This is a genomic window from Fictibacillus sp. S7 (genome assembly GCF_004127935.1).
Lineage (GTDB): Bacteria > Bacillota > Bacilli > Bacillales > Fictibacillaceae > Fictibacillus_C > Fictibacillus_C enclensis.
The window spans coordinates 2,176,817-2,190,912 of the sequence record NZ_QJKL01000001.1 but is presented as its reverse complement, the minus strand read 5'-3'; the positions used below and the strand labels follow the sequence as shown (position 1 = coordinate 2,190,912).

Below are 14,096 nucleotides of genomic sequence, written 5' to 3'. Positions count from 1 at the left end.
TAGCAGTAGGAGAATGTACCATGAAACGGATTATTGAATTTATTTTTGTGCTTATAATGGTCGCTGCACTATATGTCATTATTTTTTCTGACCTGGGCTTTTTTTGGAAATGGGGCTTCGCTGCCCTGTATGCTTCCATCATCCTGATTACATTATATTCCCTGGTTTTGGAAAACAGGACAGCGCAGCATACTCTGGTTTGGATCTATGCCCTGATTTTCTTGCCGCTTTTAGGCTATATCTTTTATCTTTATTCCGGTCAGCTTTACTTAAAAGGACACCTGTTTCGCACAAAGCGCAAACATGACCGGGAAGAGCTTCAGCTGTTGGCGAAAAGGGAGCAAAAACCCGACTTCTCTGATTTTAATGATCATCAGGCATGCTTTGCCCGGTTCTCCCACAACGTCACAATGACCTTTCAAAATACAGCTACCCAAACAAACATTTTAAAAAATGGAGACCAAACATTTCCTGAAATTAAGAAACGGCTTTCAGAAGCGAAACGCTATATACATATTGAGTATTACATTTTCAGATCGGACCGCCTGGGAAAGGAAATCATAGATATTCTGATTGAAAAAGCAAAAGAAGGCGTGGAGGTCCGTTTTCTGTATGATGCTGTTGGAAGCTTATCCCTGTCTGCTGCCGAAGTAGACCGGATGAAGCAGGCAGGCATTCATGTGTATTCCTTCCTTCCTATTAAGTACGGATTTTTCAACCAAAAATTCAATTTTCGAAATCACCGTAAAATCATTGTGATTGATGGTGCTGTCGGCTTTGTTGGTGGCCTGAATGTCGGGATTGAGTATTTGGGTGAAGATGAGCGGATGGGCTTTTGGAGAGATACCCACATGGTAATGGAAGGGGAAGCGGTGCAAACCCTGCATGCCATATTTTTGCTCGACTGGGATTACGTAAGTGACGAATACCTTTTGGAAACCGAAGAATATTTAACCCCGACACCAGTGAAGGGGGATGGTGCCGTTCAGGTGGTCCCAAGCGGTCCGGATACCCAGGAAGGCATCATGAGTGATCTATACTATTCCATGATTTCCTGTGCCACCAAATCGATATGGATTGCCACACCCTATTTTGTACCGACAGAGTCCATTCGCACTGCGCTCAGGATTGCATCGAGAAAAGGGGTTCAGGTAAGGATTATGGTACCGGAAATCAATGACGGGTTTCTTACCCAATATGCCACCAGGTCCTACTTTCCGGAATTGCTGCGCAGCGGGATCGAAATATATTCCTATAAAAAAGGATTTTTGCACCAAAAAGTAATCATTGTCGATGGAGACCTTGCCTCCATCGGAACGGCGAACATGGACATGAGGAGTTTTCATCTGAATTTTGAAGTCAACGTGTTTCTCACTGGGACCTCGTCCATCGAGGAGCTTGTGGAACATTATGAAGAAGATATAAAGGACAGTGAAAAAATCAGACCCGTAGGTTTTTATAAAAGGAGCGTATGGGAAAGGACGAAGGAATCAACTGCCAGGTTGTTTTCCGGAGTTCTGTAAAAGTCGCACCCCCAGGTTCTCCAAATCTGTACTATCCTTGTCCCCAAGTGAATAACCTTTATCATGCTGTGTGATAAGAGGTGATCTAATGGATTGGATTGAAGCAGTGGTGTTGGGGATCATACAGGGATTAACCGAATTTTTGCCGATTAGCTCCACAGGCCATTTGCTGCTGGGCAGGCATTTCTTTCGGTTGGATGAAGCAGGCTTGTTTCTGGACAGCATGCTTCACATTGGAACACTAATCGCGGTTATGACGATTTATTGGAAAGAAATAAAGGAACTGATTCGTCAGCCTTTTAGCCGGCTGTCACTTCTTCTCGTTGCGGGAACCGTTCCCACTGTCATTATCGGCCTTTCATTTAAGGATTACTTTGAGGAAATCTCAAGAACCGGAATTACGGTTGGCTGGGAATTTCTCGCCACCGGCTGTATTCTTTGGCTTGCCGATTCCATGAAATCCAGGGGTTATAAGGAATTGGAAGACATCACACTAATGGATGCGGTTCTGATCGGAAGCTTTCAAGGTGCGGCCATATTGCCCGCCGTTTCAAGGTCAGGCCTGACCATCGCAGCTGCGCTTTTCAGGAAGATTGACAGGGGGACAGCTGCCTATTTTTCGTTTCTGCTGTCCATTCCGGCCATTGCCGGCGGGTGTCTTCTGCAGATAAAAGATGTGCTCGGGGGCCAGGCAGAAAAGCTCTCCTTTTTTTCCTTGTTTCTCGGTACGGTGATGTCGGCGGTTTTTGGGTATTTGGCGGTTAAGTGGATGATCGCCCTTGTAAAAAAGGGATCGTTAAAAGGCTTTGCCATCTATGTCTGGCTGCTTGGATTCACCATCATTGGCATGCAGGCGGCGGGTCTTTTTTAACCTTTTATGAAGGAAGGAAAGAAAGGATTGACATTTGATTCCTGCAGGATTACATTATAACTATTCAAAATTACATAACCTTTAGATCGCTTAATTTTAAGATTTTGTATAAGCTTAAAAGCGGGGGAACCAATCATTTGGGGTGAATCTTTTTAATAAAGAGGGGATACTTCCGATTCCTAATCCGTCAGCTAACCTCGTAAGCGTTAAACAAGGAAGAAAGGGACAGTTTGAATAGTGACTGACCATTTTTTTGATGGTCTTTTTTATTTGCCAACTAATGGGATATTTGACGTACAAGGAGAGAAAAAAATGGACAAGCAGTTTGCGGTCATTGGATTGGGCCGTTTTGGCGGAAGCATATGCAGGGAATTTGCAAAAATGGGCTATGAAGTCATGGCGGTGGACAAGGATATCGAACGGGTCAATGAGTTCGCCAATATTGCCACCCAGGCTGTTCAGGCAAACTCGACGGATGAAAAGGCATTGAAAGCGCTCGGTATCTGTAATTTTAACCATGTCATCGTATCAATCGGTGAAGACATCCAATCCAGTATTATGACGACCCTTCTCTTAAAAGAAGAGGGTGTTAAAAAGGTATGGGTCAAGGCAACAAATGATTATCACCATAAAGTCCTTGATAAGCTTGGAGCAGACCGGATTATTCATCCGGAAAGGGATATGGCCCTTCGTGTGGCCCAGTTGATCACCTCCGAAAAAATTATCGATTTTATTGAACTTTCTCATGAACACAGCATTATCGAAGTAGGGGTAACAGACAAGCTGGCTGGTAAAACGTTAACCGAGCTTGATATCCGTGCCAAATATGGGTGCAATATCGTGGCTATTAAAAAAGGCAATGATATTCTTGTTTCTCCGATAGCAAATGTGGTGCTGAGACAAGGGGACATGCTTGTGGTGATTGGCCAAAACAGAGATCTCAATACATTTGAAAATGAAGGGGTGTAACGTTCAGTGGCTCTGAAGGTTGAAAAACGGAGAGCTTTTCTGTATGAACCAATCCAGCTCAATCCTCCCCAAATCCTTGCCCTTCTTTTCCTGGTGCTTGTGCTGGCCGGAGCCTTGCTGCTTAAGCTGCCCATTGCATCTGAAAAAGGGGTCAGCTGGATTGATGCGTTCTTTACGGCGGTATCTGCCGCTACAGTAACAGGCCTGGTGACGGTTGATCCCGGCTCTACTTTTACCCTGTTTGGCGAGATTGTCATTCTCTTCCTGATCCAGGTGGGAGGGCTCGGAATCATGTCATTTGCCGTTCTCGTTGTCCTTATGCTTGGTAAACGGATTGGCATTAAACAGCGTCTCATCATGCAGGAAGCCTTAAATCAGCCATCCATTGGCGGAGTGATCCGTCTGGTCAGAAATCTTCTCATCTTTTCCCTGTCGATTGAGGCCATTGCGGTGATTCTCCTTTCTTTTCGATGGGTACCGGATCTTGGCTGGGGCAAAGGAATTTACTACAGTATTTTTCACACCGTAGCCGCCTATAACAACGCAGGATTTGGCCTGTGGCCCGACAATTTGGTGAGGTATGTGGGCGATCCGACGGTCAATCTTGTTATTACCTTATTGATCATTACCGGTGGGATTGGTTTTACAGTACTGGTTGACCTTTGGTACAGCAAAAAGTGGAAAGATTTATCGCTCCACTCTCGTATCATGATTTGGAGCACGCTGTTTGTCAACGTGGTTTCCATTCTCGTGTTTTACGCGTTTGAATATAATAATCCGCACACCTTGGGTCATTTATCATTGGGGGAGAAGATATGGGCTGCCTATTTTCAGGGAATCTCACCCCGAACGGCAGGGTTCAATACAATTGATATCGCTGGCATGAGGCAGGATTCCCTGCTCTTTATGATTATGCTGATGTTTATTGGAGCAGGAAGCGCTTCTACAGGTGGTGGAATCAAGCTGACGACGTTTATAGTGATTATTTTTGCAGTACTTACGTTTTTGCGGGGAAAAAATGAAGTTACCGTTCTGAAGCGGACCATAAGAACAGGAATTATCCTTCGTGCCCTTGCCATTGCCACCATTAGCATGCTGCTTGTGTTTACGGGGGTCATGCTGTTGGCCATGACGGAGAAAGCTCCATTTTTAACGATTCTGTTTGAAGTGGTATCGGCATTTGGTACAGTGGGGCTTACCATGGGGTTTACCTTTAAATTGACCTTGATTGGAAAGATTATTATTATTTGCGTGATGTTCCTGGGGAAAATCGGGCCGCTTACACTCGCGTTTTCAATTGCAAGACCCGATAAGTCGAATATCCGCTATCCGGATGGAGATCTGTTTACAGGATAAAAGAACGTGTGCGGTAAGTACGCACACGTTCTTTTTTACTTATTTATTATTTAGGTTGCTTGTTCGGCGGGCGTAAAGGAAATAGATGATTAAACCTATAGAAATCCAAATCACAAATGAAATCCATGTGATGGCCGGAAGACTGATCATCAAGTACAGACAGAAGATGACGGTCAGGACTGGCAGGACTGGAACAAATGGGGCCTTAAACGAACGTTTAAGATCAGGATGGGTTTTCCTTAATATCAAAACAGCAACAGCAATGAGTGCAAAAGCAGACAATGTCCCCATGTTCACGAGGTGGGCAAGGGTAGTCAAATCGATAAATCCTGCAATCCCTGCTGCTACAAATCCAGTCAGCCATGTATTTTTAAATGGTGTTTTAAACCTTTCATGGATTTTCGAAAGAACGGGAGGCAGCAAACCGTCACGGCTCATTGCATAGGAAATGCGGACCTGAGCAAAAAGCATGACGAGAAGCACTGTGGTAATTCCTGTTATGGCACCTACTGATACAAGACCGGCAATGGAATCCTGTCCCACATAATGCAGAGCAAAAGAAACCGGGTCTGCCACATTTAGTTTGGCAAATGGCACCATTCCCGTTAAGATGAGGGACACAATAATATAAAGTACTGTACAGATTGCAAGCGACCAGATGATTCCCAGCGGCAGATCGCGTTGCGGACGCTTGACCTCTTCTGCCGCGGTCGCAACCGCATCAAAACCAATATAAGCAAAGAATACGGTAGCGGCTCCGGCAACGATACCCTGAAAGCCAAACGGCATAAATGGTGACCAGTTGTCCGGTTTGACATAGCCGATTCCAGCCACGATGAAGAGCACAATTACAGCCAGCTTGATGAAAACCATAATGTTGTTTACACGGGCACTTTCGCGAATGCCCCTGCTCAACAAGGTTGTAATGATCAAAATAATAATAACAGCGGGAAGATTGATTATACCGCCTTTTCCTGTTCCGGGAGCGGAAGCCAGTGCTGCAGGCAAGTGAAGACCAAATCCTGCGATCAGTGACTGAAAGTAGGCGGACCAACCGGTGGCAACGGCTGAAGTCGCCAGCAAGTATTCAAGCATAAGGTCCCAGCCGATCAAAAAGGCAAATACTTCACCAAGGGTTGCGTACGTGTAGGTGTAAACACTGCCTGCAATGGGGACCGTTGAAGCAAATTCCGCATAACAGAAAGCAGCAAACGCACAGGCGAGTCCAGAAATAATGAACGAAAGAATCAGGGCAGGGCCTGCATGTTCGGCAGCAACCACTCCTGTTAATACAAAGATCCCGGTTCCGATGATAGCGCCAATACCCAACAAGGTAAGATCAAATGCTCCGAGTGAACGGCTTAGCCCTTTTTGCTGGCTTTGTGCCAGCATCTCGGAAATGGATTTTTTTCGAAGTATATTCATAGATGCCTCCATTTTTAAAATAAATAGAAAATATAGAAAATTTATATTTTCAAACTATTTGTAGTATATTGTCGAAGAGCTTGCTTGTCAACAATTATTAAGTGAGAAAAGTTACCATCTTATGTTAACTGCCGAGAAGCTGGGAGAGGAGGTCACTGTATCTCTTCTTTTCGTCCTTTGTGCTCACAGATCCGTATTTCATCAAGGTTTCTCGTATCATTTCCCCTTGTTTTTTCTCGCTCCAGCAGACATAAGCCTGATATCCGGAAGCCTGAAGGTACGAATTGAGCATATTGTGGTCAGGGCCGAAAAAGAAAGCCAGATGATCAATAAACATCCGGATCCTGTTCAGATCGACCGGTGCAATATGCGTATCCAGGTGATATTTGTAAGGATTAAACTCATCACGCTGAAAAGATATGCCATAGCATTCATCCTCAAGCAATAGTCCGGGTGCCGTTGGAAGAATAAGAAAAGGTATATCCTGCTCATCATACCCGATAAAAAAATCAGTGCTGGTTTCATTTTTTACAGGCTGCCGTTTCATGGTGGCTCGTACGATTTCTTTTTGTACGGTTATCAACACTATCACTCTCTTTCATGAATTGTTACCTACAGCTTGTCCGCTAGATTGCTAGTTTATACATTGGGTTGTGCTGATTCGCTAAAGTGATAAGTTGTTGAAAGGGAATTGACGAACAATTCAGAAACGAATACACTGAGGATAGTACTCAGCCATTAGTGGAAAGATCGAAAGAAGTGGTAGGATGTCACTTGCAGAACAAAAGCGAATCGGTAAGATTGCCATGCTTTATGTGTTGGATGAAGCCCGGCAGGAAAGCGTGGAAGAACTGGGTTGGATTCATTGCAGCGGCAAGGTAGGCTCAATGGAATCCAATAAAATTGTTGCAGCGATTGAAACAGCAGCCAAGAAGAATGAAGTGATCAACGGCAGCGTCTACCGGGAGGCTCATGCACTCTACCATGCGATTATGGAAGCGCTTCATGGTGTAACACGAGGCCAGGTTCAGTTGGGAACTGTTCTTCGCACCGTCGGTCTGCGTTTTTCCGTGGTCAGAGGCCAACCATATGAGCAGCCCGAAGAAGGAGAATGGATTGCTGTAGCTTTATATGGAACCATTGGCGCCCCCGTTAAGGGACTTGAACATGAAGCCATTGGACTCGGTATTAACCACATATAACAAAAGATAACAAAAGCCCATAGTGATTAGTGATCAGGGGGCTGTATTTTAAGACAACAGGTGTGCCTGTTTCTTTAAATGCAGCCTCTTTTTGTTTGCACTTCATTAAAGGGGAAAAGGAGCAGAATCGTCATGGTCATTTTGACAGGAAATACGCTGACACTTGAGGAAACAAAACGAATCATGAAAGACGGTGAACAGGTTGCTGCCTGTAAAAAAAGTATGGAGAGGGTAGGTAAGAGCCGGAGTGCTGTTGAGCGGATTGTGGATCAGGGAGAAGTAATTTATGGCATCACCACCGGTTTTGGAAAGCTGAGCGATGTCTATATTGCGCCTGAAGATACAGAAAAGCTGCAAATGAATTTAATCAGAAGTCATGCTTGCGGGGTAGGTGAACCGTTTCCGGAAGAGGTCAGCCGCCTTATGCTCGTCTTGCGTGCTAATGCCTTGCTTAAGGGTTACTCCGGCGTCAGACGAGTTGTGGTTGAAACGTTGCTGAAGCTCGTAAACCATCGGATTCATCCGGTTATCCCCCAGCAGGGCTCTCTCGGAGCAAGCGGCGATTTAGCTCCGCTCTCCCATCTGGCTCTTGTATTGATCGGGGAAGGGGAGGTGTGGTATCACGGGAAGCGAATCGCTGCGATGGAAGCCTTGCTTCAGGAGGAAATCCTGCCGCTTACTCTTACGGCAAAAGAGGGGTTGGCATTGATCAACGGGACGCAGGCCATGACTGCCCAGGGGGTGGCAGCCTATCTGGAGGCGGAACAACTGGCCAGCCAGGCGGAATCCATTGCGGCAATGACGATGGAGGGGTTAACGGCCATTACAGATGCGTTTGATAAAGAAATCCATCTCGCCCGGGGCTACAAGGAACAATGTGAGGTTGCAGAGCGGATCCTCTCCTACTTAGAAGGAAGCGGGCTGACGACCAGACAGGGAGAAGCAAGGGTACAGGATGCGTATTCCATCCGTTGTATTCCTCAAGTGCATGGAGCTTCCTGGCAGGCGCTGGGCTATGTAAAGGAAAAACTTGAAATCGAAATCAATGCAGCGACAGACAATCCCCTCATTTTTGATGAAGGACGGAAAGTTATTTCCGGCGGCAATTTTCATGGCCAGCCAGTAGCACTGGCGATGGATTTTCTCAGTATAGCTATGGCTGAATTTGCCAACATTTCGGAACGGCGCATTGAGCGGATGGTGAATCCGCAGCTGAGTGATCTCCCCGCCTTTTTAAGTCCGAACCCTGGAATTGAGTCGGGAGCAATGATTATGCAATATTGTGCGGCTTCTCTTGTGTCAGAGAACAAAACGCTGGCTCATCCTGCCAGTGTCGATTCCATTCCCTCGTCCGCCAATCAGGAAGACCATGTCAGCATGGGAACGATCGGCGCCAGGCATGCTTACCAGATCATCACAAATGTGAGAAGGGTGCTTGCCATCGAACTCATTTGTGCTCTTCAGGCGGTAAGGTTCAGAGGAATTGACCGGATGGCACCTAGAACAAGAAAAATTTATGAACAGGCCAGTTCAATCTGCCCGCCGATCACATCGGACCGTATGTTTTCAAATGATATTGAAAGAATGAACGAATGGCTCAAACACAATCGCTGGGATAGCCTCATTAATGTGTCCGGTGAAAATCCAAAAGAAATGCAACGATAAAAGGGGGAAACGTAACATGTCAGATACTATTCAACGAATTTCTGCTCCACGCGGAAAAAAACTTCATACAAAGGGATGGGTACAGGAAGCTGCACTAAGGATGCTAATGAACAACCTTGATGCAGAAGTAGCAGAAAAGCCGGAGGAACTTGTCGTATACGGAGGAATCGGAAAAGCGGCTAGAAATTGGGAGAGCTATGAAAAAATCGTGGCTACTTTAAAAGAGCTGGAAAATGATGAAACCCTACTGATTCAATCTGGCAAACCGGTTGCCGTCTTCAAGTCTCATAGTGAGGCCCCAAGAGTACTTCTTGCCAACTCGAACCTCGTTCCCGCATGGGCCAACTGGGAAACGTTTCGTGAGCTTGATGGAAAAGGGCTGATGATGTACGGCCAGATGACCGCGGGAAGCTGGATCTATATTGGCACACAAGGGATACTTCAAGGCACCTATGAAACTTTTGGGGAAGCGGCTCGCAAGCATTTTCATGGTTCGCTCGAAGGGACACTTACCGTTACAGCAGGACTCGGGGGTATGGGAGGAGCACAGCCGCTGGCCGTTACGATGAATGGCGGTGTGGTTATTGCCATTGAATGTGATCTTTCCCGCATTCAACGCAGAATTGATACGAAATATTGCGATGTGCTTGCTCTCGATCTTGATGAAGCATTAATGATGGCCAAACACGCAATGGCTGAAAAGCGTCCGCTTTCCATTGGTTTGTTAGGCAATGCTGCAGAATTATTGCCTCAGCTTGTAAAACGAAATGAAATTCCTCAGCTCGTGACTGACCAAACGTCAGCACATGACCCATTAAACGGCTATCTTCCTGCAGGAATGACCATGGAAGAGGGGGCACGGCTTCGCAAGGAAGATCCTCAGGGGTACATCCAAAAAGCAAAAGAGAGCATGGCCGTTCATGTTCAAGCCATGCTGGACCTGCAGGAAAAAGGAGCTGTCACGTTTGATTATGGCAACAACATAAGACAGGTTGCATTTGATGAAGGCATAAAAGATGCCTTTGCTTTTCCGGGCTTTGTTCCTGCTTTCATCCGGCCATTGTTCTGTGAAGGAAAAGGGCCATTTCGGTGGGTGGCATTGTCAGGTGATCCTGAAGATATCTATAAAACGGACGAAGTCATTCTCAGAGAATTTGCAGATAACGAACATTTAAGCCACTGGATCAAAATGGCCCGGGAAAAAGTTCAATTCCAAGGATTGCCTTCACGAATATGCTGGCTCGGATATGGAGAACGGGCAAAGTTTGGCCGTATCATCAATGAAATGGTGGCAAAAGGAGAGCTTTCCGCTCCAATTGTCATCGGCCGTGATCATCTGGATTGTGGTTCGGTGGCTTCTCCAAACCGGGAAACAGAAAGCATGCTGGATGGCAGTGATGCCGTAGCCGACTGGCCAATCCTGAATGCGCTCATTAACTCGGTCAACGGAGCAAGCTGGGTTTCCCTTCATCATGGCGGAGGAGTAGGAATGGGCTACTCTTTGCACAGTGGGATGGTGATTGTGGCCGACGGTACTCCTGAGGCAGGCGAAAGATTGGAAAGAGTGCTTACCTCAGATCCGGGTATGGGCGTGGTCCGGCACGCGGATGCAGGATATGAGTCGGCGAAGAAGACCGCCAAAGAAAAAGGAATTCATATGCCAATGTTGCAGGAATAGGAGGGAAAAAATGCTGGATACACTACTCACACCCATCGGACAGCTGCTGATGATTACGGGTTCAAAAGGCCCAAAACGGGGAAGTGACATGGCCGTTCTTCCTGTGATTGAGCATGCTGCCCTCGGGATAAAGGATGGAAGAATTGCGTTTATCGGAAGTGCCGAAGAGGCAAATGGGCTAGAGGCAAAAGAAAGAATAGACTGCAGTGGAAAAGTCGTTTCTCCCGGCTTGGTAGATCCCCATACTCATCTTGTTTTTGGCGGATCACGGGAACACGAAATGGCATTAAAACAGCAGGGGTTGTCCTACCTTGAAATACTGAGCCGGGGAGGCGGTATTTTTTCCACTGTAAAAGCAACGAAAGCAGAAAGTGAGGAATCCCTTTTTCAAAAGGGGCTGTTCCATCTTGACCGGAGCCTGAATCTTGGCATCACCACCATGGAAGCGAAAAGTGGCTATGGACTGGACAGGGAAACGGAGCTAAAACAGCTAAGGGTCGTTAAACAATTAAATGAGGCGCATGAAATGGACATCGTCTCAACATTTTTGGGTGCACACGCCCTGCCCCCGGAATGTAAAGCGGAGCCTGATGCATTTTTAAACAGCATGCTTGACCTCTTGCCGGAAATTAAAGCGGAGGGGCTTGCAGAATTTGCAGATATTTTTTGCGAGACAGGCGTCTTTACGGTTGAACAATCCCGTAACTTTCTGGCATCTGCCAAAGAGATGGGGTTTGGAGTCAAAATACATGCCGATGAGATTGACCCTCTTGGCGGAACGGAAATGGCGTGTGAAATTGGGGCGGTTACGGCAGATCATCTTGTTGGTGTTTCCGAAAAAGGGATTTCCCTGCTTGGGACAGCGCCGACTATTGCCGTCTTGCTGCCGGGGACTACATTTTATCTTGGCAAAGACAGCTATGCTCCTGCCAGAAGCATTATTGAAGCGGGCGGAGCTGTCGCCTTGTCAACCGATTTCAATCCGGGAAGTTCACCTACTGAAAATCTGCAGTTTATCATGAATCTGGCCGCTTTGCGCCTTAAAATGAAACCGGAAGAAATCTGGAATGCGGTAACGGTAAATGCAGCGCATGCAATTGGAAGAGGAGAAGAAGCCGGTGCAATCGAGATTGGAAGATGGGCAGATATTGTGTTATGGGATGCTCCCAACTATCATTATCTTCCCTACCACTATGGTGTAAACCACGTAAACACTGTATGGAAAAAAGGCAGGAAAGCTGGGGAAAGGAAGCCTTCTTATGCCTGATATCCGTTATCTTTTGCCCGCCAGTGAACCTAAATTCAAGGATAGTGGAATAACGAAAGCAGGTGAATTGCTAAAAGCCTGGAACGGCAGTCCGGCAACCGGGATCGGACTGATTGGAGCTCCTTTATCCAAGACCTCGATATCCCATTCGGGGGCTGCCATGGCACCGGAAGCCATTCGAAAAATGCTGCATTCCTTTACGACCTATAGTATAGAAAAAGACAAAGATCTCAAGTCAATGGCTATTACCGATTTTGGGGACATCACTCCCCATGTAACAGATCTGAAAGAAACACAGAACAGGTTTGTAAAAGTGATACAAGAAGTGCTTGAACGCAATCCGGATATCATTCCTGTAATCCTGGGCGGCGACCATTCGATCAGTGCGTCGAGTATCAGAGCCTTTAAGAAGGTTAAAGGGCCGGTTGGGATTATTCAGTTTGATGCGCATCATGATCTCCGAAATCTTGAAGATGGGGGACCTTCCAATGGTACCCCCTTCCGCCAATTAATAGAAGGGAACGATATTAAAGGAGAACATCTTATTCAAATCGGAATCCGGGATTTTTCAAATGGCAGAATGTATACAAACTATGCCAAAGAAAATGGCATTAAGATCTATTCCATGAACGATGTCAACCGTTTGGGAGCAAGGAGGATTTTGGAGGAGAGTGTTCGTACTCTAAAATCCAAGGTTTCTTCCATTTATGTTTCTGTGGATATGGATGTACTGGACCAGGCGTTTGCTCCGGGTTGTCCGGCGATCGGACCCGGAGGAATGACCAGTGAAGATCTTATTCAGGGGGTACAATATCTCTCCACCTGCCCGGATGTTAAGGGGATGGATATTGTCGAGGTGGATCCAACCCTTGATTTCAGGGATATGACCAGCCGTCTTGCGGCTTACCTGATCCTTCAGTTTCTTCTGAATCGCCCTTGATATAAGAAGAAAACCATCCAGAAGAATGACGCTGGATGGTTTTTTATGATTTCCCCTCTTTTTTCAGCATCCGGTTCAGCTTGGACCAGCGGAGCTCGATAAGCGGCTGAGCAAGTGCAATGACAGGCTTGCTGGCCAGGAACATGGTAATGATCACTGCGAGGACAAGGAGCATGACATAATAATTGTTGTCCTCAATCTTTGAAAAAAGATCGGTTGTAAACAGATATTTTAATACAAACCCGTGCAGCAGATAGATATATAACGTCCGTTCTCCGAATTCGGTAAAGAAAAATCTCCGTTTCGGTATAATCGCCAAAAAGCTGAACGTTGATAAAAACATGACCGCATACAAGCCGAGTCTGATCACACCGCCATACCATTCATTATGCCCCAATATATCTGCATAGGAAGATGAGGACAGGAGCCAGTCTTTGGCTTGATCCGGAATAAAGAAATGATAGGCCAAAAACATGAGTACGAGAAAAACTCCCGAAGCGATGCGTATGGATGGCTTTAGAATTTGTTTGAAATCCCTTTTGGTCAAATAGTGTCCCAATAGAAACACCGGGAAAAAGACAAAGGTTCGCAGAAGGCTCAGGTACGTCCCAATTTCTGTAATGTACCCAACCGCAATTCCGATGCCGGTCGCCAGCAGCAAGGGATATTTCATTTTCACAAAAACCTTTAACAGGACGTTCCAAAACACAAGGCTTAATAGAAACCAAAGCGCCCAATGCGGATCGAAAAAGTTAAGCTTCATTTCACTTTTATTGTAGAGATCATAGTAAAAAAAAGAATAGATTAATTGGAAGACGATGTATGGAATAAGAATCTTCCTGAAGATTTTGGAAAGATATCCGTCTTTGCGTACTCCTTTGGTGAAAAATCCGGAGATTAAAATAAATGCCGGCATATGGAAGGTATAGATGAAATTATAGATAGTGTAAAGCCAGTCACTTTGGCTTTTAATCGGAGAAATAAAGTGTCCAAACACCACTAAAAAAATTAAAATAAATCGTGCATTGTCAAAATAATAGTCTCGTTCTTTTACTTGGGTCGCCATAATTCCTCCAACTTTTACAAGACGTGCAAATATAGTTATTCGTTTCTTTTTTATGAGCAGGGTCCGTTTTTTTGTATCTCTTTCTATAATTCCCATAAATGACTGGTAATCTAACCTATAAATAAAAAAAGTAC

12 protein-coding genes and 1 riboswitch are annotated in these 14,096 nt (G+C 45.7%); of the genes, 9 read left to right on the top strand and 3 right to left on the bottom strand.

Translation table 11 applies throughout. The features are described from left to right. Positions 1 to 20 precede the first annotated feature (20 nt). The 4 genes from cls to DMO16_RS11175 all read left to right on the top strand — a co-directional run bounded on the left by cls (position 21) and on the right by DMO16_RS11175 (position 4,719). On the top strand, positions 21 to 1,523 hold the full coding sequence (gene cls / locus DMO16_RS11190) for a cardiolipin synthase (protein ID WP_061967371.1): 1,503 nt from the start codon (positions 21 to 23) through the stop codon (positions 1,521 to 1,523). An 88-nt stretch (positions 1,524 to 1,611) separates the two neighbouring features. Continuing rightward, positions 1,612 to 2,394, top strand: a complete 783-nt coding sequence (locus tag DMO16_RS11185) for an undecaprenyl-diphosphate phosphatase (RefSeq protein WP_061967374.1) — start codon at positions 1,612 to 1,614, stop codon at positions 2,392 to 2,394. A 77-nt stretch (positions 2,395 to 2,471) separates the two neighbouring features. Then, a riboswitch (cyclic di-AMP (ydaO/yuaA leader) is annotated at positions 2,472 to 2,615 on the top strand. Between the two features lie 91 nt (positions 2,616 to 2,706). Beyond that, entirely contained in the window at positions 2,707 to 3,363 is a 657-nt protein-coding gene (locus DMO16_RS11180) for a potassium channel family protein (protein WP_061967377.1), read from the top strand. 12 nt (positions 3,364 to 3,375) lie between these two features. Next, positions 3,376 to 4,719, top strand: a complete 1,344-nt coding sequence (locus tag DMO16_RS11175) for a TrkH family potassium uptake protein (RefSeq protein ID WP_129480372.1) — start codon at positions 3,376 to 3,378, stop codon at positions 4,717 to 4,719. 39 nt (positions 4,720 to 4,758) lie between these two features. Here DMO16_RS11175 and DMO16_RS11170 read toward each other — a convergent pair whose 3' ends face one another. Then, positions 4,759 to 6,144 (bottom strand): amino acid permease, encoded by a 1,386-nt coding sequence (locus DMO16_RS11170; protein ID WP_129477483.1) that lies wholly within the window; start codon positions 6,142 to 6,144, stop codon positions 4,759 to 4,761. 124 nt (positions 6,145 to 6,268) lie between these two features. Continuing rightward, positions 6,269 to 6,736: a hypothetical protein gene (locus DMO16_RS11165; protein WP_206738093.1), complete on the bottom strand. Its 468-nt coding sequence runs from the start codon at positions 6,734 to 6,736 to the stop codon at positions 6,269 to 6,271. A gap of 175 nt (positions 6,737 to 6,911) precedes the next feature. On the opposite strand from DMO16_RS11165, the gene hutP reads away from it, so the two are divergent. The 5 genes from hutP to hutG all read left to right on the top strand — a co-directional run bounded on the left by hutP (position 6,912) and on the right by hutG (position 12,896). Then, the gene (hutP, locus tag DMO16_RS11160; protein ID WP_129477481.1) at positions 6,912 to 7,346 is read left to right on the top strand and encodes a hut operon transcriptional regulator HutP; all 435 of its coding nucleotides are present in this window, start codon (positions 6,912 to 6,914) and stop codon (positions 7,344 to 7,346) included. A gap of 132 nt (positions 7,347 to 7,478) precedes the next feature. After that, positions 7,479 to 9,011: a histidine ammonia-lyase gene (hutH, locus tag DMO16_RS11155; protein WP_206738092.1), complete on the top strand. Its 1,533-nt coding sequence runs from the start codon at positions 7,479 to 7,481 to the stop codon at positions 9,009 to 9,011. 16 nt (positions 9,012 to 9,027) lie between these two features. Beyond that, entirely contained in the window at positions 9,028 to 10,689 is a 1,662-nt protein-coding gene (hutU, locus tag DMO16_RS11150; RefSeq protein ID WP_129477477.1) for a urocanate hydratase, read from the top strand. A 10-nt stretch (positions 10,690 to 10,699) separates the two neighbouring features. After that, entirely contained in the window at positions 10,700 to 11,956 is a 1,257-nt protein-coding gene (hutI, locus tag DMO16_RS11145) for an imidazolonepropionase (protein ID WP_129477475.1), read from the top strand. Further along, positions 11,949 to 12,896 carry a formimidoylglutamase gene (gene hutG / locus DMO16_RS11140; RefSeq protein ID WP_129477473.1) on the top strand — a complete coding sequence of 316 codons (948 nt, stop codon included), beginning with the start codon at positions 11,949 to 11,951 and terminating at the stop codon, positions 12,894 to 12,896. Before hutI ends, hutG begins: the two co-directional genes overlap by 8 nt. Positions 12,897 to 12,939: 43 nt before the next feature. Here the strand turns inward: hutG and DMO16_RS11135 are convergent, their stop codons facing one another. Then, a complete protein-coding gene (locus DMO16_RS11135) occupies positions 12,940 to 13,962 on the bottom strand; it encodes an acyltransferase family protein (RefSeq protein WP_061967396.1) in 1,023 nt (340 codons plus the stop codon). Positions 13,963 to 14,096 lie beyond the last annotated feature (134 nt).